Genomic DNA, 26,034 nt, shown 5'->3' on the forward strand with positions numbered 1-26,034 from the left:
GGTCAGCGCTTGACCGTGGCGCGCCACTCGTTCAGCCACTGTTCACGGTGTGCGTCGATGTACTCCGGCGACATCGTGACGGTCCACGCGGGCATCGGCGCACGCTGCCGCCAGTCGGCGGGCAGCGGGATGTCTTTCTGCACCGGATAGACGTACATGGCCGTGGGCAGCGCGGCCTGCACCTCCGGGGTCAGCATGAAGTCCACGAGCTTGCGCGCACCCGCGGTGTTCGCCGCACCGCGCAGGACGCCGATGTACTCCACCTGCGCGAAGCACGCGTTCAGCAGTGCGCTGGTGCCCGGCGTGGCGGCCGGACTCGACGCGTACGACACCACGATCGGCTTGTCGCCGTGCCCGGCGCCGGCGCTGAACAACTGGTTGTAGGCCACTTCCCACCCGGAGACGATCTGGGCACCGTTGTCGACCAAGCCGCGCCAGTAGTCGTCCACTCCGCCCTTGAACCGCCCGATCGTGGTGAGCAGGAAGCCCATCCCTGGCGACGACGTCGACGGGTCGAGGAGAGCCGCCATGTCCCGGTACCGGGGCTGCGTGAGCTGCTCGAGAGACGTGGGCGCCTCGATGCCGTGCTTGTCGAACCAGGCATCGTCGACGTTCAGGCACACGTCTCCCCGGTCGACGGCGGTGAGTTGCCCGGGCGCGCCCTGAATGTCGTACTTCGCCGAGCCGTCGACCGCGGCGGGCGAGGTGTAGGGGTCGAGCGCCTTGGCTTCGATCGGCCGGGCCGCGAAGGTGTTGTCGATACCGAACACGGCGTCGCCCTTGGGCGATCCCGGGGTCAGCGACACCACTGAGGAGAGCTGCCCGGCATCGCCCGAACGCACGATCTTGAGTTCGGTACCGGTCTGCTTCTCGAACCGGTCGATCAGGTTCTGCGGCAGTTCGAACGAGTCGTGCGTCAACAACGTCACCTCGTCGGCACCACCCGATCCGGAGGTGCACGCCGACGTCGCCACCAGCACGGCTGCCAGTGCCGCCGCCACGACGGCGCGGTTGCGCCGCGCGCTGCCGAAGCGCGCGTTGCCGAAGAAGGCCATCTGCTAACCCACGTCCCCTCGATAGAGAAGCCCCCAGATTTCGCCTGCGGGCCAGTTGTTGCTCACCTGAGGCGAATCTAACCAGTTGACGGTGCGTATCCGCATTCGGAGGGCATCCGCAGCCGAAATCCCTCCAACCTCTTGTGTAACAATTTTCACACACGTCTCAGTAGTTTCGTGGGATTGTGGCTACACTCGCCTCACTAGACAACTGTTCGTCGACCGAAGAGGATTCAGCCGTGCGACTCGCGCGCTCCCGCCGCACCGCCGCAGCCGTCGCTGCGGCAGCAGTCATCGCCCCCGCTCTGCTCGTCCCGTCGACCGCATCGGCCGAGCCCGCGAAGGACGCTCCGGCCGCGCAGCAGGAGCTTCCGATCCCGGACGCCGCTCACGCGCCCACCGTGGAGCCCAAGGTCCTCGAATCCCTCGGGGCACTGACTCCGGCCCTGATCGGCTCCGCCGCCACCCGCGACTCCGACGGCAAGGTCAACACCGAGCTCCTGGCCCAGGTCCGCAAGCTGGCCGACAACCCGGCCGTACCCGCCGAGGCGCAGGACGTCTGGCGCTCGCTGATCGATTTCCTGGGCGAGCCCGGGGCCAAGGAGGCCGCGAAGACCTTGTCGCTCGAGGCGACCCCCGCGGCCGAGAAGAAGAAGAGCGACGCGCCCGACATCCCCACCGGCCCCGGCAAGCCGCGGATCCAGCAGTTCCTGTATCCGACCCTGGGCTTCGGCTGCATGCCCGGCGGCGGCAATTCGGTCGGCATGGCCCTGGTGACGGCCGGACCGCAGGCCGCACCGGCACCCGGCCCGAAGCGCGGCCAGGCCGGCTACGTCTACACCAGCCTCGGCACCGGGCCCGCGGTGAAGTCGGCACAGAAGCTCTTCGTCACCTGGCTCAACATCGACAACGGCCGCACCGGACAGCAGGCGCTGCTGCCCAATCCGAAGATCAACGCCACCAATGGCCCCGGCACGTTCACCGGCATCGCCAACACCGGCCGCGGCCGGATCGTGTCGACGATCTACGGAACCGTGACGACGAAGATCAAGGGCAAGAACGTCTCATGCATGATCGCTCCGACGATCGGCACCGCGATCATCTGAGCCCCTCGACCCGAGTTCGATCAGAGCCCTGGACCATCGGAGGTCCGGGGCTCTGATCGGTTTCGGGGGCGCCGCCGCACCTTGTGACGGACATCGCTATGGCAACGAAAAGCTTTGTGGCGCAACAGCTCCGACATCTCCAAAGGGTCGCATCCAGGTAACGACTCGGACTCGCTCCTTGAGAAATCCAGCGGTTGATTCTCATTATTAACTTAAGAAACTTTAGTCACATCAGCCACAGCGGTCACGGCCGCCGTGGCCGTTGCGCAGTTGTGGAGGTAAGCCAGTGAGTCCACGCACGTACCGATCGATGCGGTTCGGCATCGCCGGGCTCGCAGTCGCCGCCGCAGCACTCGCTGTGCCGGCCGCCGCCGGGGCCGATCCGGCGGCACCGTCGCCCGAGGCGAGCACTCCGGGCACCGCCGTCCCCGAGACGAGCGCCCCGCAGAGCACAGTCCCCGACTCCACGGCACCGTCGGCACCCGACTCCACCGCACCGCAGACGGCCGCACCGCAGGCCGATCAGGTGCGCACCCTGCCGACGATTCCGGGCGACGCCGCGCTCGCCGATCTCTTGCGCAAGCTCAAGGCCACCGGCGGCGACGAGAAGGCCGTCGAGGCGATCACCGCCATCCTCTCCTCCGACGGCCGGCTGGATCTGTCGAAGTACCTGGACAGCGCGAGTGTTCTCAACGGCATCGGTCTCGACGGCGCCGGCCTCGAGAAGCTCGGTCTGGGCAGGCTCGGACAGAGCGACCCGCAGACGCCCGCCCCGGTCGCAGCCACCGTCCCCGCGGCGCCCGCACCGGCTCCCGCCGCCGACGTGCTGACCGTGCTGCAGAAGGTCACCGGAACGTCCCTGCTGTCCCCCGCCGTGGCTCCGCTGTGCGCCGAGCCCACCCCCGACAACCCGCTCGGACTCACCACCGCCCCGGTTCTGGCGGCACCCGGCCCGTGGCCCACCGTCGCCGCCGACCGCACCGGGGTGCTCACTGCGCTCACCTCGCTGTTGCCCGCCGACAGCAAGGAACTGCTGACGGCGATCGGTGAGGATCAGACGGCCTTCGCACTGGTGCCGCCCGGCAAGCCCGACTCGGACCAGTTCCGCGTCGCGTGGTTCAACACCACCACCATGAAGGGCGGCCTGGCCGATCTGAAGCCGCTGTCGGAGGCCGCTTCCGCCGGACCGCTCAAGCAGTTGCTCACCGACACCGAGAACTTCCACGGCGTCCGTCTCGCCCGCGTCGACACCGGTAAGGGCCACATCCTCTCGGCGGTCTTCGGCACCACGACCACCGCCGGCCGCACCTGCTTCTTCCTGCCCGCGCTCGGCACAGTCCAGAACTGACTAGTTCAGGACTGACGCCGATCCCTACTGTGCCGGCCGCACCGGCACTCTCTCACTCCGCCGCAGCCCGGCGGCCCGTCGTAAAGGACCGAATAATGATCACCGCCCGGAAGCGGCTCGCCCGCACCCTCGTCGTGACCGCCGCGGCAGCCGCGCTGACGGTCGGCGGCGTCACCGGCGCACTCGCCGTCGCCGATCCGGAGGACGCCCCAGCCCCCACCGGCGGCCAGACCGCGGGATCGGTGTTCGCCAACCGGACCATCGACGACCGGGCGCTGGTGCCGGGTGCCGCCGCCGGCCAGCAGTACAGCTACTGGTCCGTCGGCGCCGACGAGCGTCTGCATCTGTCCACGGCTGTGCTGCTCGAGCCCCGGGGCAAGGCGCCGGCGGCCGGCTGGCCGGTCGTCGTCTGGGCCCACGGCTCCGACGGCTGGAACGATTCATGTGCCCCGTCGGCCAAGCGCGATGCCGACGACCGCTCGACGCTCAGCCATCTGCTCGGTCGCGGCTACGCCGTCATCGCCCCCGACTACGCGGCCGTCGGCGCGCCGGGTTCACCGCAGTACTCCGACGTCGACGCGACCGCGCACAACATCGTCGACGCGGTCCGTGCCGGAGCCGACGTGGGCTCGTCCTCGCTGTCGCCGAAGTGGGCGGTGGTCGGCTCCACGCAGGGCGCCGCAGCCGCCACGTCGCTGGCCCGCAACGCGACCGCGTGGCAGACCGGTGAGCTCGACTTCCGCGGCGCCGCCGCGACCAGCATTCCGGCCGGCTACGACGACGTGGTCGCCGGCCTGAGTCCGTCGTCCTCGGCGGTACCGACGGCCGTGGTGGCCGACGTCCTCTACACCCTGGCTTCTCAGAGCACCGAGGACCTGGGCACGATCCTCACCCCGCGCGGCGAAGCCCTGGTCCAGAAGGCTCAGAAGCTGTGCACTTCGGCGCTGATCAAAGAGATCGGCGGCACGCAGCTGGCCGACCTGGTCTCGAAGCCGCTCGCGTCGAACGCCGCGCTCGCATCATCGCTGCGCAAGTCGCTCGCGATCCCGGCACGCGGCTTCAACCGCCCGATCCTCATGAGCCAGCGCCTGGTGGACGAGAGCGTCGTGGTGCCCGCATCGCTGCGGTACGTCACCCAGGCGCAGCTCTCGAGCAACAAGGTCAAGATGAGCACGTATCTCACCGGCGACGAGTCGGCGGGCAAGCGTCAGGAGCAGGCCGCCGTCGACAATTTCCTCGGCGGACTGTTCTGAGTCAGCCCATCTCCTCCAATTCCATGCCCTTCGTCTCCGGCACCTTCGCGCGCACGTAGAAGAACGAGATCCCGGCGCACAGCGCGAAGAAGCCGTAGACGAAGGCCGGGCCCACCCAGCCCATCGCGGCCGGGAACAGCAGCGAGATGGTGAAGTTGGAAAGCCAGTTCACCGCGGTGCACAGACCGAGAGCCACCGCTCGGTAGCGGTTGGGGAACATCTCACCGAGCATCACCCACATCACCGGTCCCCAGCTGGCGGCGAAGGCGATGACGAACAGATTCGCGCCGATCAGTGCCAGCACGCCCCAACTCGTCGGGAGCCGCGAGACCGTATCGCCCGAATCGTCGACGGCGTCGTAGACCTGCGTGAAGGCCACCGATGCCAGCACCAGCCCCACGAACATGCCCACGGAGCCGAACAGCAGCAGCAGTCGGCGTCCCACCCGGTCCACGAAGCCGATCGCCACAAAGGTCATCACCACGTTGATGACCGCCGTGATCACCGAGGTGACGAACGACGCCGACTCGGAGAAGCCGACCGACTGCCACAGGGTGGTCGAGTAGTAGAAGATGGCGTTGATGCCCACGAACTGCTGGAACACGGCGAGCCAGATACCGACCCACACCAGCGGGTGGAGACCGAACGCCGGCCCGGCGAGGTCGCGCATCGACGCCGCGGACTCGAGCTTCACAGTGCGGCGGATCTCCGCGACCCGGCCGTCCGGATCGGGTTCCCCGGTCACGTGAGCGAGAATCCGCGAGGCCTCGCCGTCTCGTCCGCGGACCACCAGATAGCGCGGCGACTCCGGGATCGTCAGCGACAGCACGCCGTAGACGACGGCCGGCACCACACCGACCAGGAACATCCACCGCCACGCCTCGATGTCCAGCCAGAGGGTGTTGGCGGCGGCGCCGGCACTGTCGGCGAGCACCGCGTCCGACAGCAGCGCCGCGAAGATGCCCAGCGTGATCGCGAGCTGCTGCATCGAACCGAGCGCGCCGCGGAACCGGGCGGGCGCGATCTCGGCGATGTACGCGGGAGCGATCACCGACGCGATGCCGATGCCCAGACCCCCGATGAGCCGCCAGAGCATCAGATCCCACACCGTCTGAGTGAGACCGGCGCCGATCGACGAGGCGATGAACAAGGCGGAACCGAGCAGCATCACCTTCTTGCGGCCCCACCGGTCGGCGAGTCCGCCCGCGAACCACGCCCCGAGCGCGCAACCGACCAGGGCGATGGCAACCGCGACGCCGGTGACCAGGTCCGACAGCTCGAACTCGCCCTGGATCGCGTCCACCGCACCATTGACGACCGAGCTGTCGAAACCGAACAGGAAGCCGCCGACCGCTGCGGCGGTCGAGACTCCGAGGACTCGCATCAGCGGGACGTCTGTGCGCCCGGTCTCCGACGCGGTCATGCGACTGCCGTTCCGGTGCACGACGAGTACTGCGGATTCACCATCGGGTTGAAGGCCATCGCCCCGATCTTCTGATGCACGGTGAACTGCACGGCGCCGCGACCCGGGTGGAGCACGACGTCCCAGTCGGCGGCGTGCGCGCGGGTGGGCACCCGCACGGTGCCGGTCCGTCCGGTCGACAGGTTGCGCCAGGTCACAGTCGTGAGCATCGTCAACTCGAGCACCGGACCCACCCCGCCCGGATTGTTCGACGAGAGCGTGATGGCCGGCCCCGGCAGTCCGTCCGTCGGGAACGGGCCGCCCGTGTACACATCGACCACGATCCGCAGCCGCGCACCGGGCCACGGATTGGCGCTGTCGCACCGGATGGACCGCACGTACTCGGCGCCGTAGGGCGACGCGTGCGCCTGCGGGACGGCGACGCACCCGGCGGCCAGCACCGCCGCGCTCGCGCCCGCCGCCGCGACCGCCCTCCCCCGGCGCCGTACTCCCCGAACCGATCTCCTGGCTGAGCAGTCTGCAGTACGCATGCTTGGGAGTGTGCCAGCCGGGAGCCGCGAGCGCCGGGACTTCGACCGGGGCGCCGCCGGAGAGGTCTCGGAGTTCGCCGACGACCGGCGTGCCGATGACCGCGGGCGACTAGCATGAGCGGCATGGCTGACCTCCAGATCGCCCAGGACCCGGTCGCGGACGCACTGCTATCCACGGACGCCTTCGCACTCGTGACGGGCATGCTGCTCGACCAGCAGTTTCCGATGGAGCGGGCGTTCGCCGGACCGGCGAAGATCCTGGAGCGGTTCGGCACCCTCGATCCGGTGGCGATCGCCCACGCCGACCCGGAGGCCTTCGCCGAGTTGTGCGCCACTCCGCCCGCGATACACCGCTACGGGCGGTCGATGGCCGGCCGGATCCAGGAGCTCGCCCGAACGGTGGTGGACGAGTACGACGGCGACACCGCCGCCCTCTGGACCACTGCCCGTACCGGCGAAGAACTGTTCGGGCGTGTCCGCGCGCTGCCCGGTTTCGGCGAGCAGAAGGCCAAGATCTTCGTGGCCCTGCTCGCCAAGCAACTGGACGTGAAACCGCGCGGGTGGACCAAGGTGACCGGTGATTACGGCCGCAAGGGATACCGTTCCGTGGCCGATGTCACCGATCCGGAGTCGCTCCAGCGGGTTCGGGACTTCAAGAAGGCCGCGAAGGCGGCTGCCAGGAAATGACGACCGCTACAATCGTCGACCATGAATAGCAGCGCGAACGAAGTCCGGATGGCCGTCAAGCTGCCACTGCGTCTCGGCTTCGCCACGGCCGGTATCGCACTCTCCACGGTCGAGTCGGTCGTCAACGTCGCGCGGCTCACCGCCGAGAGCATCGAGTCCGAGGTGAACTCGATGCTCGGAATCGACGAGAACAGCGAGATCGCCACTGTCCGGGCTCCGCTCGCGATCCTCAGCCAGGTGGCCGATCTGCTGAGCCCCGACCGCCCCTTCGGCCGGATTCTGGCCAACGGCGGCCCCCTCGACCGCTTGATCCAGCCGGGCGGCGTGATCGACCGTCTCACCGCTCCGGACGGTCTGCTCGAGAAGCTGACCGAGCGCGGTGGCCTGCTCGACCAGATGACGGACGAGAAGGGGATCCTGATGCGGCTGGCCGCGAAGGACGGACCGCTCGACCGGCTCACCCGGGAAGGCGGTGTGGTCGACCAGTTCACCGAGAACGAGGGCATCCTCGAGCGGCTGACATCCGAGGGCGGCATCGTCGACAAGCTGACCGCTCCGGACGGTGTGCTGGAGAAGCTGTCCCAGCCCGGCGGCGTGCTCGACCGCGCCGCCGGCGACGAGGGCCTGCTCGATCAACTGCTCGGCGCCGACGGTGCCCTCGAGAAGCTGATCGCTCCGGGCGGACCGCTCGACAAGTTCACCGAGCTGTCCGAGACGCTCGCCTCGCTGCCGCCGAATCTCGCTGCGATGCAGGAGACCGTCGACCACCTCAACGAGGTCGTGGAACTGCTCAATGCGTCCGTGGCACCGATCGGCGGGCTGGCCGACCGGCTCCCCAAGCGCCTCACCCGCGCCGGAACCGCGGCGACCCCGCAGACACCGACGCGGCCGCAGCTTCCCGGGGACCCGACCGACGACGCCGTCAGCCGGTACCCCGGTCGCTCCTGAGCTACTTCGCGGTCCGGCGCAACCGCACGTTGGCGAACTCGCCGAGACCCCACTGTCCGAGTTCACGGCCGTACCCCGACTGCTTGACGCCGCCGAAGGGCAGGCCGGGCAGCGAGGTCCCGTGCTCGTTCACCATCGCCATGCCGACATCGAGCCGGTCGGCCACGGCCTGCGCGGCCTCGACGTCCGAGCTCCACACCGAACCGGAGAGTCCGTACTCGACGTCGTTGGCCAGATCGACGGCCTCGTCGACCGACGAGAACTTGTAGACCACCGCCACCGGGCCGAAGATCTCCTCGCGGTACGCGTCCATCTCCGGCGTCACATCGGTGAGGACCGCGGGAGCCATGAACGCGCCCGGCCCGTCGAGGGCCTCTCCGCCGGTGTGCAGCGTCGCGCCCTGCTCCACCGCCTGCGAGACCTGCTTGACCACGTTGTCACGCGCGGTGACCGACGACAGCGGCCCCACCTTGGTCCCGTCCTCGGCCGGATCGCCCACCGCGAGCCCGGAGATCGCCGCCGTCAGGTTCGTGACGAAGTCGTCGTAGATCGACTCATCGACGATGAACCGCTTGGGCGAATTGCACGCCTGGCCCGCGTTCATCGTCCGCATGGCTGCGGCGCCGGCGGCCAGCGCCGCGACATCCGGGGTGTCGAGCACGATGAACGGGTCCGATCCGCCGAGTTCGAGCACCGACTTCTTGAGATTGCGCGCCGCGACTTCCGCGACCGCCGCCCCGGCGCGGCTCGATCCGGTGAGTGAGACGCCCTGCAACCGGCGATCGGCGATCATCGTCGCGATCTGCTCGTTGGTCGCGAAGACGTTGATGTAGGCGTCGGCGGGAACCCCGGCGGCGTGCGCGATCTGTTCCATCAGCTCCGACGACGCAGCGCAGATCGGGGCGTGCTTGAGGATGATCGCGTTGCCCAGCAACAGATTCGGGGCTACGAACCGGGCCACCTGGTAGTAGGGGAAGTTCCACGGCATGATGCCGAGGATCGGGCCGATCGGCGTGCGGGTGACGATCGACTCCGCGGCTCCCTGCGGATCGAGTTGCTCGGTCTCCAGCAGAGCCGGGCCGTTGTCCGCGTACCAGTCGTAGATCATCGCCGTCAGTGCGAGCTCACCCAGACCCTGCTTGGTCGGCTTCCCCATCTCCTTCGTGATGACCGCGGCCAGTTCGGACGCCCGGTCGCGGTACGCCGCGGCGGTGTCGCGAAGCATCTGTACGCGCTGCTCGATCGGAGTCTGCCGCCACTGGCGATATGCCTTCTCGGCGCGTTCCAGGATCGGATCGATCTGGTCGTCGGTGATCGTCGGAAACTCGCGCTCCACGACGCCGGTGGCGGGGTTCTGGGTCACATAAGCAGTCATATGCGAATGCTACGCGTGCGAAGGTGGCGTCGCCGGGCTTCCTCCGAAGGCCGCGCGCACCGCTGCGGCGTACTCGTCGACGGTCCGCGCGGCGGTTCCGCGAGCGGCGATCGACACGGTCACCGTGGCACCGATTCCGTGCACGCCGTGGGTGAGTCCGTGGACCGCGGACAAGGCCGGGAACCCCGCGGTGAACAGCACTCGACCGCCCGCCAGCCGGAGGTCGCCGTCGCCGCGGTTCACCGACGAGACCACGGTCGCACCCGCCACCCGCTCCGGGACCGGCGCCGCGGACGAGAGCCGGACGGCCAGCGATCCCAGTACCGACGGAGCGCAGTCGGCCGCCCAGCGGTCGACGCGGGCCACCGCAGAACGGTCTCGCCGCCGCGCCGCGTCGAGCTGGCTCGCGATCGCCCCGGATCGAGCACGCCGATCGAGGTCGGGGCGCAGATCGACGCCGACGGAGAAGAAGTCGTTCCGGCGCCGAGCCGCCGGTTCTCGGGTCGCCGGTTCACGGGAGACGGCGACCTCTGCGACCACCCGGCCGTCAGGACTCGTCCCGCCGAAGCGCCCGAGCACCTCGGCCAGCCCCACCAGTGCCCCGACGGTGACCGAGGATCCCAGCCGCCGGACCGACGATCGCGGCAGCGTCACCGTCCGCAGCTCCACCGCGCCGGGATCCGGACGATTGAGCACGGTCGGCTCGATCACGTCGGCGCCCGGTGTTTCCGCTGTGCCGCAACGGGATCGGAGCATCCACGCGGCCGCACCGGCGACGGTTCCGGTCGCCAGTCGCGGCGCAATGGCCGCGGCGCCCGCGGCGGCGGCCACTGCGGAGGCCACGGCGGAGGGAAGCGGCGCGCTGCTGCGCACCCGGTCGGGCCGACCCTGCGTCAGCAACCGTCGTGCGATCGCCGAGACCCGCCGCCCGCCACCGAGCGCATGCGAGATCTGGAGCACGACCACGTTGGCCGGGCCGTCGGCGTCGGGCACATCCGTGAGCGATTCGAACAGATGCAGCCGCCACAGCGGCCCGGCGGTGCGGTCGCCGCTCGCCATGAGATGCCCCAGGGCGGCCAGGCATTCGGTCCACGTGGTGGCCGGGTGTCGGCAGAACTGCTCGGGACGGGGAGGTGACGCGCGCCAGCGCGGGTATCCGAGATCCCACGGCACGCGGGCGACGCCGAGACGCAGGTCTGCGATCCCGGACGCGCGGGGCGCGAGTTCGGCGAACGGATCGGCCGACGGGTCGTCCGGCGCGTCGAACGCATACAGCAGGAACTGATCGTTCGCCGTGGTCAACGATCGCCAGTACATCGCCGCGTCGGGCGGCGTCAACGCGCTCACGAGACCTCCTTGCCATCGCTCGATGGCAACGTGGGCATAATGCGGTGCAGTGTCAGGCGTCGCGGCCGCGGCGCCGGAAAGGCTCCACCCGTGTCCAGTGCCCCCACACCCGCACAGCCCGCTCCCGGCGCATCCGCGTCCCGGCCGGAGTGCGTGTACCGCCTCGATGACATTCCACCCACCACACCGGTCATCGTAGGGGTCGGCCAGGCAGCCGAACGCATCGACGACGCCGACTACGCGGGCCTCTCCGAGGCCGACCTCGCGGCCCGCGCGGTGAGCGCGGCGCTCGCCGACACCGGGGCCGACGACGTGGCACGCCTCGTCGACACCGTGGTGGCGGTCCGATCGTTCGAGCGGTCGAGCCCGGCGTCGTCGTCGCCCTTCGGCCGGCCGGACAACATGCCGCGCGCGGTGGCACGCCGCACCGGCATGGATCCGCGCAGGGCCGTCGAAGAGGTGACCGGCGGGCAGAGCCCGCAGCATCTGGTGAACGAGTTCGGCGCCGAGATCGCCGCCGGCCGTGCCGACGCGGTGGTGTTGTTCGGGGCCGAGGTGATGTCGACGGTCCGCCACGCCCAGCGCTCGGGCACCGCACCGGACTTCAGCGAGACCGTCGGCGGGCAACTGGAGGACCGCGGCTACTCGATCGGCGGCCTCACCTCGATCGACGAGGTGAAGCACGGGGTCGTCATACCCATCTCCCAGTACTCGATCGTCGAGAACGCGCGGCGTCACCGTCTCGGACTCGGCGCCGCCGAGTACGCGCGGTCGATGGGCGAGCTGTTCGCACCGATGACGCGCGTGGCGGCGCGGAACCCCTTCGCCGCCGCCCGAGAGGAGTTCACCGCCGAGGAGTTGGCGTCCGTCACCGACCGCAACCGCCGCGTCTCGGTCCCCTACCCGCGCCGAATGGTGGCTCGCGACCACGTCAACCAGGCCGCGTCCGCGGTACTGATGTCCGTCGCGGCCGCCCGGTCGGCGGGGATACCCGCCGACCGCTGGGTCTTCGTCCACGGCCACGCCGACCTGCGGGAGAAGCCGCTCCTGACCCGGCCGGACCTCTCCCGCGGACCCGCGTCGGTCGCCGCTGTCCGGGAGGCACTGCGCCTGGCGGGCACCGATGTCGACGACGTCGCGCACTTCGATCTGTACAGTTGCTTCCCGGTCGCGGTCTCGCACGTCATCGACGAGCTCGGACTCTCGCCCGACGACCCCCGTGGACTGACCGTCACCGGCGGGCTCCCCTACTTCGGCGGGCCCGGCAACAACTATTCGATGCACGGCATCGCGGAGATCGTGTCGCGGGCGCGGCGCGAGCCCGGCTCGTTCGGCCTGGTCGCAGCCAACGGCGGCGTCTTGAGCAAGTACTCGGTGGGCGTGTACTCGTCCGTCCCCGCTCCCTGGCGTCCGAGCACCTCCGCCGACCTGCAACGCGAATTGGACGCCGCACCGTCGGTGCGGGTGGCGCACTATCCGAACGGCCCGGCGACGATCGAGTCGTTCGTCGTCATCGATCCCGACGGCGAGGCCCCCGGAGCCACCGTGGTCGGCCGGCTCGGCGACGGCGCCCGGTTCGTCGCGGCCGTGGACGACCCCGCCCTGCTCGATCTGCTGCGCGCCGACGACGACCCCATCGGAACGCCGATCTTCGTCCGCGCGTCGACGAACCAGAACCACGCGGCACGCACACGCGACGTCCTCGATGCGCGCCATCCGCGCGCGGCGGTCGGATTCGCCGAGCGGTACGAGCATCTGCTCGTCCGGCGCGAGGGACGGGTACTCGAGGTGACGATCAACCGGCCCGAGGTCCGCAACGCGCTGAATCCGGCGGCGAACGCGGAACTGGACTCCGTCTTCGACGCGTACTTCGCCGATCCCGATCTGTGGGTTGCAATCCTGACCGGCGCCGGCTCGGCCGCGTTCTCGGCGGGCAACGATCTGAGCGCCGGCGCCCAAGGAGGCCTCGCGATGCCCGCCAACGGCTTCGCCGGACTCACCGCGCGGCGAGACCGGACCAAGCCGGTGATCGCCGCGGTGAACGGTTTCGCTCTCGGCGGCGGGCTCGAGATCGCCCTGGCCTGCCACGTGATCGTCGCGGACGAGGAGGCCTCCTTCGGTCTGCCCGAAGTGAAGGTCGGTCTGGTCGCCGCGGCGGGCGGACTGGTCCGCCTCCCCCGCGTCGTCCCGCCCGCCCTCGCCCGCGACATGATCCTCACCGGACGCCGCATCGACGCCGCGGAGGCGCTGGCGTACGGCCTGGTGTCGAGGGTGGCACCGCACGGTGAAGTGATGTCCGCCGCCCGCGCCGTGGCCGCGGAGATCCTGGCCGCGTCACCGGTCGCCGTTCGCGCCTCCCTGGCGGCGATGGCAGGATCCGAATCGCAGCCGGACACGGTCCGGGCCGTGGACGAGAGCCTCGCGGTCCTCGACACCGTCCTCGTCTCGGAGGATCTCCGCGAGGGTGTCACGGCCTTCGCGCAGAAGCGCGAACCGCAGTGGAGAGGATGCTGACTACCCGCTGAAACCGTCGCCGACCTGCAGATGTCCGGCTCCCTCTTGAATTACTTGGATGTCCAAGTATATCGTGGTTCACGTCACGAACGGATGCCTCTGGAAGGACGGCGCATGACTGCACTGCGGACCATCGATCACTACCTGAACGGCGCACACGTCGCCGCGACTGGCGCGACCGCCGACGTCTACGACCCCAGCACGGGTCAGGTTCAGGCCACGGTGCCGCTGGCCACCGCCGCCGAAGTCGACGCCGCCGTCGCCACCGCCAAAGAGGCCCAGAAGACGTGGGCCGCCATGAACCCGCAGCGCCGCGCCCGCGTGATGATGAAGTTCATCGAGCTGGTGAACCAGAACATGGACGAGCTCGCCGAGCTGCTCTCGAGCGAGCACGGCAAGACCGTCGCCGACGCCCGCGGCGACGTGCAGCGCGGACTCGAGGTGATCGAGTTCTCGGTCGGCATCCCCCACCTCCTCAAGGGCGAGTACACCGAGGGCGCGGGCACCGGCATCGACGTCTACTCGATGCGGCAGCCGCTCGGCGTGGTCGCCGGCATCACCCCGTTCAACTTCCCCGCCATGATCCCGCTCTGGAAGGCCGGCCCCGCCCTGGCCTGCGGCAACGCCTTCATCCTGAAGCCCTCGGAGCGCGACCCGTCCGTTCCGGTCCGCCTCGCCGAGCTGTTCACCGAAGCCGGCCTGCCCGACGGTGTGTTCCAGGTGGTGCACGGCGACAAGACCGCCGTGGACGCACTGCTCGTGAACCCCGACGTCAAGGCCGTCGGCTTCGTCGGGTCGTCGGACATCGCGCAGTACATCTACGAGACGGCCGCCGCCAACGGCAAGCGCAGCCAGTGCTTCGGCGGCGCCAAGAACCACATGATCATCGCCCCGGACGCCGACCTCGATCAGGTCGTCGACGCCCTCATCGGCGCCGGCTACGGCTCGGCCGGCGAGCGCTGCATGGCGATCTCGGTGGCCGTCCCGATCGGAGACGCGACCGCGGACGCTCTGCGCGCCAAGCTCGTCGAGCGGGTCGAAGCGCTGCGCGTCGGTCACAGCCACGACCCCAAGGCCGATTACGGTCCGCTGATCACCGCCGCCGCACGTGATCGCGTGGTGGACTACATCGAGCAGGGCGTCGCCGCGGGTGCCGAACTCGTCGTCGACGGTCGCGGCAAGGGCGCCACCGAGGCCTCGTTCAACGGCACCGATCTCGGAGGCGGTTACTACCTCGGCCCCACCCTCTTCGACCACGTCACCAAGGACATGTCGATCTACACCGACGAGATCTTCGGCCCGGTGCTCACCATCGTCCGCGCGCACGATTACGAGGAGGCGCTGGCGCTGCCCACCGAGCACGAGTACGGCAACGGCGTGGCCATCTTCACCCGCGACGGCGACACCGCGCGCGACTTCACCTCGCGCGTCGAGGTCGGCATGGTCGGCATCAACGTGCCGATCCCGGTGCCGGTCGCGTACCACACCTTCGGCGGCTGGAAGCGCTCCGGCTTCGGCGATCTCAACCAGCACGGCCCCGCGTCGATCATGTTCTACACCAAGACCAAGACCGTCACCTCACGTTGGCCGTCGGGCATCAAGGAGGGCGCCGAGTTCTCCATCCCGACCATGCACTGAGGCCCGTCGCGGAACGAGAGAACAGGCGTATCAGGTAACGACATGCCCTATCCGAAATTGCCCGACGACGATCGGATCGTCGTCGAAGCGGCCCGCGACTTCGCCCGCAAGCGGCTCGCCCCGCACTCTCTCGAATGGGATGCCACCGAGCACTTCCCGGTCGATGAGATGCGCGAGGCGGGTTCGCTCGGGATGGCTGCGATCTACACCAACGAGGACGTCGGCGGCTCCGGCCTGCGGAGGATCGACGGTGTGCGGATCTTCGAGGAACTGGCGAAGGCCGATCCGGTGACCGCGGCGTTCCTGTCGATCCACAACATGTGCACGTGGATGGTCGACACCTACGGCACCACGGAGCAGCGCAAGCGCTGGGTTCCGAAGATGGCGTCGATGGAGCACATCGCGAGCTACTGCCTCACCGAGCCCGGCGCGGGGTCGGATGCCGCGGCGCTGTCGACGTCGGCCCGCCGCGAGGGCGACGAATACGTGCTTCGCGGCAGCAAGCAGTTCATCTCCGGCGGCGGTGTCTCGGACGTCTACGTGGTGATGGCGCGCACCGGTGACGCCGGCCCCCGCGGAATCTCCACGTTCGTCGTCGAGAAGGGCACGCCGGGGCTGTCCTTCGGTCCGCCCGAGGCCAAGATGGGCTGGCACAACCAGCCCACGGCCCAGGTGATCTTCGACGACGTCCGGGTCCCCGCCGATGCGATGCTCGGCGGCCCGGACGGCGAGGGCACGGGATTCTCGATCGCGATGAACGGCCTGAACGGCGGGCGGCTGAACATCGCCGCGTGCTCGATGGGCGGTGCGCAAGCCGCGTACGACAAGGCGCTCGTCTACGCCACCGAGCGTGAGGCCTTCGGCAAGCCGCTGATCGCCGAACCCACCATCTCGGCGACGCTCGCCGAGATGGCGACCTCTCTGGAGGCCTCCCGACTGCTCCTGTGGCGGGCGGCCGAGGCACTCGACGCCGACGATCCCGACAAGGTCGAGTTGTGCGCGATGGCGAAACGATTCGTCACCGAGAGCTGCTTCACCGTCGCCGATCAGGCGCTGCAGTTGCACGGCGGCTACGGATACCTGCACGAGACGGGTATCGAGAAGATCGTCCGCGACCTGCGGGTGAATCGCATTCTTGAAGGAACCAACGAAATCATGCGGATGGTGATCGGTCGCGCCGAGGCGCAGCGGGTCACCGTCGGAAAGGGCAACCGATGAGCACGATCGCTTTCCTCGGACTCGGTCACATGGGCGGACCGATGGCCGCCAACCTGGTCAAGGGCGGACACGAGGTGGTCGGCTTCGACCTCGTCCCCGAACTGCTGGAAGCGGCCGTCGCCGACGGTGTCCGCGCAGCGAAGTCGGCGGAGGAGGCCGTCGCCGGAACCGACGTCGTCATCACCATGCTTCCCAGCGGCGCAGCGGTGCGGGCGGTGTATGACACCGTGCTGCCGCACGCGACGCCGGGTCAGCTGTTCATCGACAGTTCCACCATCTCGGTCGAGGACGCGCGTGCCGTACACGATCTCGCCGTCGCCGCGGGCATGATGCAGCTCGACGCCCCCGTCTCCGGCGGGGTCAAGGGAGCGGCGGCCGGAACCCTGGCCTTCATGGTCGGTGGCGACGACGCGGCACTGGCCGCGGCACAGCCGATCCTGGCGCCGATGGCGGGCAAGGTGGTGCCGTGCGGCGGACCGGGCAACGGCCAGGCCGCCAAGCTGTGCAACAACATGATCCTGGCCGTGCAGCAGATCGTGGTCGGTGAGGCGTTCACTCTGGCGGAGAAGCTCGGGCTCTCGGATCAGGCGCTCTACGACGTGGTGACCGGTGCCACCGGCAACTGCTGGGCACTCTCGGCCAACTGCCCGGTGCCCGGGCCGGTCGAGACGGCACCGTCAGCCAACGACTTCCGGCCGGGGTTCGCCACTGCGCTGATGAACAAGGATCTGCACCTGGCGATGGACGCCGTGTCGACCACCGGCGCCACCGCACCGCTCGGCTCACACGCGGCCGAACTGTACGACGCCTTCGCCGCCGAGCACAGCGATCTCGACTTCAGTGCGATAATCGAAACCCTGCGCTGATCTCGAGCTCGGCGCAGCCGTAGACGATGGGAGTGGTGTGGCCGGGGTGGATCATGAGTCGAACGAGCGCGACCCGATCGCCCTGGCCCGCCGCAACTGGGAAGACGCAGGCTGGGGCGGCGACATCGCCGACGGCATGGAGGCCGTCACGTCGGTGATGCGCGCGCACCAGATCATGCTCGCGCGCGTCGAGCAGGAGCTCAAACCGTTCGGCCTCACCTTCTCCCGTTTCGAGCTGTTGCGGCTGCTGGCCTTCACCCGGCACGGCGAACTGCCGATCTCCAAGGCGAGCGACCGGCTTCAGGTGCACGTCTCCTCGGCCACCCACGCGATCGCACGCCTCGCCGACGCCGGGCTGGTGAAGCGGATACCGCACCCGAGCGACGGCCGCACCACACTCGTGTCGATCACCGATGACGGCCGGGAGTTGGTCGAGAAGGCGACGGCAGTGCTGAACAACGGCGTCTTCTCCCATGTCGGAATGACCAGCGCCCAGGCGCGTCAGTTGGTGGAGTCGATCCGGTCGCTTCGGCGTGACAACGGAGATTTCTAGACACTCGCGTTTTCGGACGGGACGCCGTTCGGTGTGGTCGTGGTCTCCATCCGTCATCGGCGTCTGGCCGTCGTGCGACCGGGTGGGTAGCCTTCGTGGCGACGCCCCGTGGCGGGGCGCCCGGACGAGCCCGCCGTACCCGGTCTGCGACAAGACGGTGGACGAGGAGCACTCATGCACTGGCTCGTTCTGATCCTCTCCGGCGTCTTCGAAGCGGTGTGGGCCACCGCCCTGGGACGGTCGGAAGGTCTTCACCGCCTCATCCCCACCATCGTCTTCTTCGTCGCACTCGTCATCAGCATGGGCGGCCTCGCCTACGCGATGCGCGAACTGCCGACCGGAACGTCGTATGCGATATGGGTCGGGATCGGCGCCACCGGAGCCGTCGTCTTCGGCATGATCACCGGCACCGAAACCGCGAGCATCGCGAAGATCGTGTGCATCATCGCCATCGTCGGAGGCGTCATCGGGCTGAAGCTCGTCAGCTGACGGCCACCGCACTTCCGTGCTCCCGGCCGGGTGTGTCCGGTCAGGCGGCCAGGAGTGTGTCGAGGTAGTTCTCGATGCGAGATTCGCTGGGTTCGGGCGGCGGCTGCGGTTCGTGGCCCGGTAACAGTTCGGCGTGGTGGATTTGGTTGATCCGCCACCCGGGCCGCGTTCTCCCGCCGCTGGGTCGCCAGGCGACGCGGCCGGCGTGGGGACCGTCGATCAGGATCATCGTCTGCCATTGCCCGCGGCGGGGGCCGACGGAGCGATTGTGACGCCCGCACGCCGCCCCGAGGTGGTCGATGTCGGTGGGCCCGCCGTCGGCCCAGTCCGGGAAATGATGGGCCTGCGTCCGGGAGAACGGGGCGTCGCAGCCGGGGGCGGTGCAGCCGCGGTCGCGGGCGAAGAGCATCAACCGCTGCGCCCGCGACGCCAGCCGCCGTCCCCGACCGAGGTAGAGGGCTTGTCCGGTATGACCGGAGAAGACGGCCAGATGCGGAGTCGCGGCGGCGGCGACCTCGATCAACTCCGCCACCGGCACTCGGGTCCCGGTCGCGGTCAACGCCACCCCCGCCCGCTCGGCCAACTCCCGGTCGGTGACGGTGACGACCAGATCACCCGACCGCCGACCACCCCCAACACCAGTGCGGGAGGCGCGCAGCAGCGCCTGCAGACCATCGTGGGTGCGCTGCCCCGGCGTGCGAGTATCACGCTCCACCGCGGCCGCCAGAGCGGCCGGGTCGGCCGACTCCACGGTCCCCGACGGGGAGTCCGGGTCGTCGGGGTTGTTCATCCCCGGTGCCGCCCACGACGGCAGTGCCGCCTCCATTTCCGCCCGCAACGCCGGGGTCAAATACCCGCGGACTTTGCTCATCAGCCGCAGATCCTGCGGCAGGATCGTGAAGCCGCGCAGGCGTTTGCGGTCGCGTTCGTCGGTGACGGTCCCGTCCGGATCCAGATGCGCCAGCAGTCGGATGCCGGCGGTGCGGACACCGGCCGGACTCAACTCACGCGCGACCCACGCCAACTGCACCTCGGCGCGTGCCCGGGTCTGCGCGTCGACCGCGGTGGGGATCTTGTCCATGACGGCGTCGATCTCGCGGACGTGGTCGGCACCGATCGCACCCTCGCCCACCGCGACAGCAGTCGCCGGCAGTACCGGCGGGCGGGTCTGGCCTTGCAGGTCGGTGAACCGTCCGATCCCGGCGGCGCTGACACGTCGGCGGCGGGCGGCACCGTCACCGAGCCGCAACCCCTGCGCCAAATACTGATGCACCGACAAATACCCCGCCTTGCGATACACGGCCCGGTCGGAGACCTCCACCAACACCGCGGCGTCCACACCGTCGAGACGACGATGAGTACGTTCCAATGTCTCGACGGTTTCCAGCAGGGTGTCTTCTGGGACCGCGGACAGTGGCAGGGACGCGAACTTGGTCGCCGCAGCTTCCAACAGGCGGGCGAGGGCGGCCGGATCGTCCGGCAGCACTTCTGACGCGACCATCGAACCCACCCCCCTCCACCTGCACAGTGCCCGAGAACACTCCTGCTGTGCTTCTATGTTCGAATCATACCGCCGCCCTCTGACAAAGCCGCCGCCTCACAACTCGATGCCCGATCGTGCCGCCAGCACAGCGGCCTGCACCCGCGACTGCACGCCCAGCTTCATCAGCACCCGCGAGACGTGGGTCTTCACCGTCGCCTCCCCGATCATCAGGCGGCGGGCGATCTGCGCATTCGACAGTCCGGCGCCGAGACCGCCGAGGACTTCGATCTCCCGCTCGGTGAGGTCACTCAGATCCGGAGCGGGCTCGGCGGGACGTGATCGCATCGCGTCCACCACCACCCGGGTCACCGCGGGATCGAGCACCGCGTCGCCCTGCGCGACACGTCGGACACCGTCGACGAGTTCCGCGCCGGACGCCGACTTCAGCAGAAACCCGCTCGCTCCGGCCGCCAGTGAGCCGAGCACGTATTCGTCGATGTCGAAGGTCGTCAGGACGAGGACGGCCGCGTCGGTACGCGCCATGACTTCGGCGGTGGCGGCGATTCCGTCCGTCCCCGGCATGCGGACGTCCATCACCACCACGTCCGGCCGCAGCCTCTCGGCCGCGTCGACGGCATCGGCACCGTTCGACGCCTCGCCCACCACGCTGATCTCTCCCGACGACTCCAACACCAGCCGCAGGCCTTCTCGGACCGCGGCGTGATCGTCGGCCAGGACCACTCGCGTCCGGCTCACGCCCGCACCACCGGCACCCGCACGCGGACCACCCATCGTCGACCCTCCACACCGGCGGTCGCGGACCCGCCGATGCTCTCGGCGCGAATCATCATGTTGCGCAACCCATTTCCTCCCGATCCGTCGCCTTCGCCGCGCGCCATCGCACGTCCGTCCGTGAGACCGTTGCTGACCGTCATCTCGACGAGGTCTCCGGCTGAGACCAGTTGCACCGCGACGGGCTGTCCCGGCTCGTGGCGCGTCGCGTTCGCCAGCGCCTCACCCGCGATCCGGGTCAACACCGTCTCGATCGCGAGCGGAAGACCTTCGGTGTCGCCGTGCACCTCGACGGCCGAGCCGACCGCCTCCGCCGCCGTCACGAACGGAGCGAGTGACGACCAGCGGACAGTCGGAGTGTCATCGCCGTCGGCGGCGAGCACGTCGATCATCTCCCGCAGCTCCGACAGCGCCGCCAGGCTGTTGGAGCGCATCGAGGCGATCACCGGCTTCGGGTCCGGTGCCTCACGTGCGGCCTCGGCCAGGATCGCGATCGCCGACACGTGGCCCGCCACCGTGTCGTGCAGTTCCCGCGACACCCGGCGACGTTCCTCCGCCAGCGCCGCGGCGTGCTCGGCTGCGGCGGCCGACTGTTCGGCCCGCGCCGCCCGGATGGTGGCGTGCACCGACTGCGCGTAGCCCAGCGGCGAGACGAGGAAGGCCACTCCGAGCAGGCCCACCAGCACACCGGCCCGCGGATCCGCCGCGAGCGCCACAGCCACCGCACCCGCGACCGTCACCGCGAAGCAGGCGACACCGACGAACCTGCGCAACCGCGCGGACCCGACCGTCATGACCGCGAAGATGACGTCGGTGAAGGAGATCCAGAGCGGAAGGGACGCACCCGACGGAAGGTCGAGCGCGATGAGAACCACCATGATCGCGAGCGCCGCCGACGGTCGGCGAGGCGCCGCGAGTTGAACGACGAACGCCGCCACCAGGATCGCGATCTTGACCGGAGCCGAATGCCCGCCCCAGCCCTGGATCAGCGTGAACGCCCCACTGACCCACAGCAGCAGACCGACGACCAGTGTGCCGAGAGCCGACACCGTCGTCGACGAGAATCTGGGAATCGACATCATCAGACATCACTACAGCACACGTCGCAGGGCTTCGGGTCCGCCGAAGGGATGACGCCGACGAGCCGGATGAGGGATGTGCCTTCGGGCGATCCGCCCGATGCTGAACGCATGAACGATCTGACCGACCCGGTACTGCTGACCATCGCCGGCTGTGAAGTCGGTTTCTGGGTACTCGTCGCCGGCGGACTGTCGTTGCGCTACCTGGTCCGCGCGCAGCGCCTCTCGACACTGGTACTGGCGGCCGTCCCGGGGCTCGACGTCGCGCTCCTCGCGGCCGTGGCACTCGACCTCCACTCCGGCGGCGACGTCGGGTTGGCCCACCGGCTGGCGCCGATCTACTTGGGCGTGACCGTCGTCTTCGGACCGCGGCTGATCCGGTGGGCCGATGTCAGGTTCGCGCACCGGTACGCCGACGGCCCGGCACCCGTCCCGGTGCCCAAGCGGGGACCGGTACGGCTCCGGCACGAGTGGGCCGAGTTCGGCCGGTGGCTCGCCGCCGCCGCGATCGCCGGAGCGGTGGTGCTCGTCCTCGGTTTCACGGTCGCCGACGCCGGCCAGCGCGACGAATTGTTCAGTCTGTTCAAGACTCTCGGCGTCATCACCGCGATCTGGCTGCTCACCGGCCCGGTGTGGTACGCGGGGTCCGCGCGAGGAGCGTCGTCCGGCTGAACGGTGGCGCCGTCTACGACCGCCACACCGGATCCCTCTTGCCCAGGAACGCAGAGATACCCTCCTGGGCATCACAGGTGACGGCGTTGGTCGCCATCACCTCGGTCATCGCGGCGTACGCCTCCGGCTCGGTGCGATCGATCTGGTCGTAGAAGGCCCGCTTACCGATGGCGAGGGTGTCGCCGCTGAATCGGCCGATCCGCCCGGCCAGCTCCGCGACGGTGCTCTCCAGATCGGCGGCGGGCACGGCGGTGTTGACCAGGCCCCATTCGACGGCGGTCGCGGCATCGACCATGTCGCCGGTCAGCAGCATGTGCATGGCGCGCTTGCGCCCGACGGCACGGCTGAGCGCGACCATCGGAGTGGAACAGAAGAGCCCGATGCGGACGCCAGGCGTGGAGAACCGTGCACTGTCGGCGGCCACCGCGAGATCGCAGGTGGCGACCAACTGGCAGCCCGCTGCGAGCGCCATTCCCTGGACCTGGGCGATCACCGGCTGGCGAACGTCGTGGACCGCCGTCATCAGGTCGGTGCAGGCCGCGAAGATCTCCCGCTCGTCGTCGACCGTGCGCTCGACCATCTCCGACAGGTCGTGGCCGGCGGAGAACGCCGGACCGCGCGCCTTGATCACGATCACCCGCACCTCCGGGTTCTCGCCGAAAGTGCGCAGGACTTCGGTGGCAGCCCGCATGGTGGCCAGTGACAAGGGGTTTCGGCGGTCGGGGTCGTCGAGGGTGAGGACACCGACGCCGTCGGAGACGGACGAGGACACAGCGGAATCAGTCATCTCACCATTGTCGTCCATCCCCGCCGACCGTACGATCGGTTGACATGAACGTGCCGACCGATCTGCTCCGGGATCCCCTCGTGTATCGGCTCGCCGCCGCGGGCCAGTCCGCCGATGCGATCATCTGCCTCGGCCCGATCCCCTACGTCGCGCGATGTCTGGACGACGTGGGCTATCCCGCGGACCAACGGTGGGTGTTTCCGGTGGTCAAGGCCGCGTCGGCGGCGGGACTCGCCGCGGCCCCGAGGTTCCCGATGCTGGCCCGCTTCACGGCGGTCATGCTGACGGTGTACTTCTGCCTCGCGGTCGGAGCACACGTCCGGGCCCGCGACCTCCGGCTGAACTTCGCCGCCGCGTCGTCGTTGCTTCTCTTCTACGCGGCGCTCGCCGCCACAGGTCCCCGCCCGGCCGAACGCCCGGGTCCCCGAGCCGAGCGCCGGTAACCGCCCTGATCGGCTACCGCGCCAGGGCCTTGAGCACGCGGTCGGCGTGCACGTTCATGTTGATCTCCGACGCGATCACGTCGGCGATGACTCCGTCGGAGCCGATTGCGAACGTGACCCGCTTGGTCGGCATGCCGACCTTCACCAGCAGCGATCCACGCCGGACACCGTATGCGGAGGCGACGGCGCCGTCGACGTCCGCCAGCAACGGGTAGTCGAGGGTGTGCTCGTCGGTCCAGCTCTTCTGCTTCGCGACGTCATCCCGGCTGATCCCGATCCGCTGCACTCCCGCGGCAGCGAACTCCGCTGCGAGGTCCCGGAAATGGCAGGCCTCCTTCGTGCAGCCCGGGGTGAACGCCGCCGGATAGAAGAACAGCGCGACCGGCCCGTCGGCCAGCAGTTCGGAGAGCCGTCGCCGTCGACCGTTCTGGTCGGGCAGCTCGAAATCCGGTGCGGTGTCCCCGATGTTCATGGTCCCCGACCCTACTCCGCCGGCTCAGGTGAGTCCGGCGTCGTGGATCCGGATCGCGACCTGCACCCGATTGGCGGCGTCGAGTTTGGTGAAGATCCGGGAGATGTGGGCCTTGACCGTCGCCACCGACATGTACAGCTCCGAGGCGATCTCGGCGTTCGACGCGCCCCGAGCCAGACAGACGGCCACCTCTCGCTCACGACCGGTGAGCGCGTCCACCGCCTCCCGGGCCGTGGACTCCCGATTTCCGTCCCGGCCGTCGACGACCTGCTTGATGAGCGCCGCAGTGACCGACGGGCTCAGCGCCGGCTCCCCAGCCAGCACCCGTCCGATCGCCGTGATGATCTCCGCCGGCGGAGTGTCCTTCAACAGGAACCCGTCGGCGCCGACAGCCAGCGCTCGGACCACGTACTCGTCGGCGTCGAAGGTGGTGAGCACGATGACGGCGGGCGGATTCGGTGCCGACTTGAACGCGGCGGTCGCGTCGATACCGTCCATCACCGGCATTCGCAGATCCATCAACAGCAGATCGACCGGATCGGCCGCGTACCGGGCCAGTGCCTCTCGGCCGTCTCCTGCCTCGGCGATCACCTCCAGACCGGGGTCGCCGCCGACCAGCAGCCGGAGCCCGGACCGGACCAGCGGATCGTCGTCGACGATCATCAATCGAGACGTCATGTCTGCCACGGTAGCCACACCCGCAGGACGAACCGGCCGTCGGCCGTCAGATGCGCCGACTGCCGCCCGCCGCGAAGCTCCACCCGCTCGGCGAGGCCGACGAGTCCGAAGCCGGACTCCGGCACTCTCGACTTGTGGTCGCCGATGGGCAGCGGGTTGCTCACCACCAGGTCGACACCGCGGTCGGGTGCACCGTCGAGACCGATCGCGACCGCTGTCGCCGGAGCGTGCTTGCGCGCATTGGTGACACCCTCCTGCACACAGCGGTAGAGCGTGCGCCCCACCCCGTCGGGGATCGCCGCCAGGTCGGCGTCGCAGTCGAAGGCGAGATTCATTCCGTGCCCGCGGTTCTCGTCGATGAGGTCGGGGATGTCGGCTGCTCCGGGCTGAGGCTGCTCGGGCGACGCGTCACCGGGATCGTCGCGGAGCACACCGAGCACCTCGCGCAATTCGGTCAGCGCCGTCGCCGACATCTGCTCGATGGTCCGCGCCGCATCGCGGACCTGATCGGCCGGCAGGTCGTCGCGAAATGCCAGCGCACCGGCGTACATGTGCACGGTGGAGATCCGGTGAGCGAGCACGTCGTGCATCTCGCGCGCGATCCGGCCGCGCTCGGTGGCCCTCGCATGCCGGACCCTGGCCTCCTGTTCCGCCTCGGCCAGTTTGGCCCGAGACCGCCACGAGGCGAGAAGTTCACGCCGCGATCCGAGGTACAGGCCCCACGCGATCGTGAGCAGCAGGATCACCGCGACGACGAAGTAGTCGATGACGGTCGGCTCGGGTTCGTCGGGTGGATGCCACAGCTGCGAGAACAGCGAACACACCATCGCGACCGCCGCGACCGGAACGATCTCCCGCCACCGTCGCCGGGTCGACAGCGAGACCAGCGCCAGCATTGACGGTCCGGCCGCCGACGCGGACACCGTCGAAGCCACGTTGGTCGCCATCGCCACCGCGACCGGATACCTCCGACGCCAGTGCACCGCGATCAACGACAGCACGCCGAGGAGCAGATCAGCCGCGAACCACCACCTCGCGTACTGCCACTGGTAGCCGGCCCGCGTGCCCCAGACCAGTCCGGAGACGGCGAGCACCACCGCGAGCCGCCACGCATGGCTGCGCCACGTGAGCTGTGGCTGATAGTCGTCGGGGTGCACGTGTGTCACCGTATCCCGCCGCCCGCGGTGCTCCCTCGTGCGCCGGGTCAGGGTCATACCCTACTTTCGGCTGACCCGGAATCAGTCGGCGGACTGATGTGCCCGGCGCCGGTTCAGAGCA

The 26,034-nt window shown here is 69.4% G+C and carries 25 protein-coding genes and 1 riboswitch; of the genes, 13 read left to right on the forward strand and 12 right to left on the reverse strand.

What is annotated here, in order from left to right; translation table 11 throughout:
• Nucleotides 1–2: 2 nt before the first annotated feature.
• On the reverse strand, nt 3–1,055 hold the full coding sequence (locus P5P27_RS13885; protein WP_006895828.1) for a thiamine ABC transporter substrate-binding protein: 1,053 nt from the start codon (nt 1,053–1,055) through the stop codon (nt 3–5).
• A gap of 239 nt (nt 1,056–1,294) precedes the next feature.
• On the opposite strand from P5P27_RS13885, the gene P5P27_RS13890 reads away from it, so the two are divergent.
• The 3 genes from P5P27_RS13890 to P5P27_RS13900 all read left to right on the forward strand — a co-directional run bounded on the left by P5P27_RS13890 (nt 1,295) and on the right by P5P27_RS13900 (nt 4,762).
• Nucleotides 1,295–2,161 (forward strand): Rv1157c family protein, encoded by an 867-nt coding sequence (locus P5P27_RS13890; RefSeq protein ID WP_006895827.1) that lies wholly within the window; start codon nt 1,295–1,297, stop codon nt 2,159–2,161.
• Nucleotides 2,162–2,447: 286 nt separating this feature from the next.
• Entirely contained in the window at nt 2,448–3,509 is a 1,062-nt protein-coding gene (locus tag P5P27_RS13895) for a hypothetical protein (RefSeq protein WP_101841542.1), read from the forward strand.
• A 95-nt stretch (nt 3,510–3,604) separates the two neighbouring features.
• A complete protein-coding gene (locus P5P27_RS13900; RefSeq protein WP_006895825.1) occupies nt 3,605–4,762 on the forward strand; it encodes an alpha/beta hydrolase family protein in 1,158 nt (385 codons plus the stop codon).
• A 1-nt stretch (nt 4,763) separates the two neighbouring features.
• Here the strand turns inward: P5P27_RS13900 and P5P27_RS13905 are convergent, their stop codons facing one another.
• Both P5P27_RS13905 and P5P27_RS13910 read right to left on the reverse strand, forming a co-directional pair.
• The gene (locus P5P27_RS13905; protein ID WP_222111497.1) at nt 4,764–6,185 is read right to left on the reverse strand and encodes a sugar porter family MFS transporter; all 1,422 of its coding nucleotides are present in this window, start codon (nt 6,183–6,185) and stop codon (nt 4,764–4,766) included.
• Complete coding sequence (locus P5P27_RS13910) at nt 6,182–6,715, reverse strand: hypothetical protein (protein WP_411815614.1); 534 nt, start codon at nt 6,713–6,715, stop codon at nt 6,182–6,184. Before P5P27_RS13910 ends, P5P27_RS13905 begins: the two co-directional genes overlap by 4 nt.
• Before the next feature lie 123 nt (nt 6,716–6,838).
• Here P5P27_RS13910 and P5P27_RS13915 point away from each other — a divergent pair, with 123 nt between their 5' ends.
• Nucleotides 6,839–7,402 carry an HhH-GPD-type base excision DNA repair protein gene (locus tag P5P27_RS13915; RefSeq protein WP_039867210.1) on the forward strand — a complete coding sequence of 188 codons (564 nt, stop codon included), beginning with the start codon at nt 6,839–6,841 and terminating at the stop codon, nt 7,400–7,402.
• Nucleotides 7,403–7,423: 21 nt separating this feature from the next.
• A complete protein-coding gene (locus tag P5P27_RS13920; protein WP_045540711.1) occupies nt 7,424–8,350 on the forward strand; it encodes a hypothetical protein in 927 nt (308 codons plus the stop codon).
• Nucleotide 8,351: 1 nt separating this feature from the next.
• Here P5P27_RS13920 and P5P27_RS13925 read toward each other — a convergent pair whose 3' ends face one another.
• Together P5P27_RS13925 and P5P27_RS13930 are read right to left on the reverse strand one after the other, a co-directional pair.
• On the reverse strand, nt 8,352–9,725 hold the full coding sequence (locus tag P5P27_RS13925; protein ID WP_278124495.1) for an NAD-dependent succinate-semialdehyde dehydrogenase: 1,374 nt from the start codon (nt 9,723–9,725) through the stop codon (nt 8,352–8,354).
• 9 nt (nt 9,726–9,734) lie between these two features.
• Nucleotides 9,735–11,072 carry a hypothetical protein gene (locus P5P27_RS13930; protein WP_278124497.1) on the reverse strand — a complete coding sequence of 446 codons (1,338 nt, stop codon included), beginning with the start codon at nt 11,070–11,072 and terminating at the stop codon, nt 9,735–9,737.
• A gap of 90 nt (nt 11,073–11,162) precedes the next feature.
• On the opposite strand from P5P27_RS13930, the gene P5P27_RS13935 reads away from it, so the two are divergent.
• The 6 genes from P5P27_RS13935 (at nt 11,163) to P5P27_RS13960 (ending at nt 18,350) form a co-directional block, all read left to right on the forward strand.
• Complete coding sequence (locus P5P27_RS13935) at nt 11,163–13,586, forward strand: acetyl-CoA acetyltransferase (RefSeq protein ID WP_411815615.1); 2,424 nt, start codon at nt 11,163–11,165, stop codon at nt 13,584–13,586.
• Between the two features lie 114 nt (nt 13,587–13,700).
• On the forward strand, nt 13,701–15,224 hold the full coding sequence (locus P5P27_RS13940; RefSeq protein WP_006895817.1) for a CoA-acylating methylmalonate-semialdehyde dehydrogenase: 1,524 nt from the start codon (nt 13,701–13,703) through the stop codon (nt 15,222–15,224).
• 42 nt (nt 15,225–15,266) lie between these two features.
• Nucleotides 15,267–16,442 (forward strand): acyl-CoA dehydrogenase family protein, encoded by a 1,176-nt coding sequence (locus P5P27_RS13945; RefSeq protein WP_278124501.1) that lies wholly within the window; start codon nt 15,267–15,269, stop codon nt 16,440–16,442.
• Nucleotides 16,439–17,308 carry a 3-hydroxyisobutyrate dehydrogenase gene (mmsB, locus tag P5P27_RS13950; protein ID WP_006895815.1) on the forward strand — a complete coding sequence of 290 codons (870 nt, stop codon included), beginning with the start codon at nt 16,439–16,441 and terminating at the stop codon, nt 17,306–17,308. The genes P5P27_RS13945 and mmsB overlap by 4 nt, the downstream gene beginning before the upstream one ends.
• Nucleotides 17,309–17,345: 37 nt before the next feature.
• Complete coding sequence (locus P5P27_RS13955) at nt 17,346–17,861, forward strand: MarR family transcriptional regulator (protein WP_006895814.1); 516 nt, start codon at nt 17,346–17,348, stop codon at nt 17,859–17,861.
• Nucleotides 17,862–17,959: 98 nt separating this feature from the next.
• Nucleotides 17,960–18,025: riboswitch (guanidine-III (ykkC-III) riboswitch) on the forward strand.
• Nucleotides 18,026–18,035: 10 nt separating this feature from the next.
• Complete coding sequence (locus P5P27_RS13960) at nt 18,036–18,350, forward strand: DMT family transporter (RefSeq protein WP_045538303.1); 315 nt, start codon at nt 18,036–18,038, stop codon at nt 18,348–18,350.
• Between the two features lie 40 nt (nt 18,351–18,390).
• Here P5P27_RS13960 and P5P27_RS13965 read toward each other — a convergent pair whose 3' ends face one another.
• The 3 genes from P5P27_RS13965 to P5P27_RS13975 all read right to left on the reverse strand — a co-directional run bounded on the left by P5P27_RS13965 (nt 18,391) and on the right by P5P27_RS13975 (nt 21,707).
• A complete protein-coding gene (locus P5P27_RS13965) occupies nt 18,391–19,851 on the reverse strand; it encodes an HNH endonuclease signature motif containing protein (RefSeq protein ID WP_278124507.1) in 1,461 nt (486 codons plus the stop codon).
• Between the two features lie 96 nt (nt 19,852–19,947).
• Entirely contained in the window at nt 19,948–20,589 is a 642-nt protein-coding gene (locus P5P27_RS13970) for a response regulator (protein ID WP_006895811.1), read from the reverse strand.
• Nucleotides 20,586–21,707: a sensor histidine kinase gene (locus P5P27_RS13975; RefSeq protein WP_062367765.1), complete on the reverse strand. Its 1,122-nt coding sequence runs from the start codon at nt 21,705–21,707 to the stop codon at nt 20,586–20,588. The genes P5P27_RS13970 and P5P27_RS13975 overlap by 4 nt, the downstream gene beginning before the upstream one ends.
• A gap of 108 nt (nt 21,708–21,815) precedes the next feature.
• Between P5P27_RS13975 and P5P27_RS13980 the strand changes: the two genes are divergently transcribed.
• Nucleotides 21,816–22,376, forward strand: coding sequence for a hypothetical protein (locus P5P27_RS13980; protein ID WP_045538293.1), 561 nt, complete (start codon nt 21,816–21,818; stop codon nt 22,374–22,376).
• Nucleotides 22,377–22,389: 13 nt separating this feature from the next.
• On the opposite strand, the gene P5P27_RS13985 is transcribed toward P5P27_RS13980, so the two are convergent.
• Entirely contained in the window at nt 22,390–23,163 is a 774-nt protein-coding gene (locus tag P5P27_RS13985) for an enoyl-CoA hydratase (RefSeq protein ID WP_278124510.1), read from the reverse strand.
• 50 nt (nt 23,164–23,213) lie between these two features.
• Here P5P27_RS13985 and P5P27_RS13990 point away from each other — a divergent pair, with 50 nt between their 5' ends.
• Nucleotides 23,214–23,606, forward strand: coding sequence for a DoxX family protein (locus P5P27_RS13990; RefSeq protein WP_372452519.1), 393 nt, complete (start codon nt 23,214–23,216; stop codon nt 23,604–23,606).
• 13 nt (nt 23,607–23,619) lie between these two features.
• Here the strand turns inward: P5P27_RS13990 and P5P27_RS13995 are convergent, their stop codons facing one another.
• Genes P5P27_RS13995 through P5P27_RS14005 form a run of 3 tightly spaced genes read right to left on the reverse strand, consistent with a single transcriptional unit; the run spans nt 23,620 to nt 25,913 of the window.
• The gene (locus P5P27_RS13995; protein ID WP_062367766.1) at nt 23,620–24,078 is read right to left on the reverse strand and encodes a peroxiredoxin; all 459 of its coding nucleotides are present in this window, start codon (nt 24,076–24,078) and stop codon (nt 23,620–23,622) included.
• Between the two features lie 24 nt (nt 24,079–24,102).
• Nucleotides 24,103–24,756, reverse strand: a complete 654-nt coding sequence (locus tag P5P27_RS14000) for a response regulator (RefSeq protein WP_278124514.1) — start codon at nt 24,754–24,756, stop codon at nt 24,103–24,105.
• Nucleotides 24,753–25,913 (reverse strand): sensor histidine kinase, encoded by a 1,161-nt coding sequence (locus tag P5P27_RS14005; RefSeq protein ID WP_039867203.1) that lies wholly within the window; start codon nt 25,911–25,913, stop codon nt 24,753–24,755. Before P5P27_RS14005 ends, P5P27_RS14000 begins: the two co-directional genes overlap by 4 nt.
• Nucleotides 25,914–26,034 lie beyond the last annotated feature (121 nt).

The sequence above is a fragment of the Gordonia sihwensis genome, assembly GCF_029632925.1.
Classification (GTDB): domain Bacteria; phylum Actinomycetota; class Actinomycetes; order Mycobacteriales; family Mycobacteriaceae; genus Gordonia; species Gordonia sihwensis.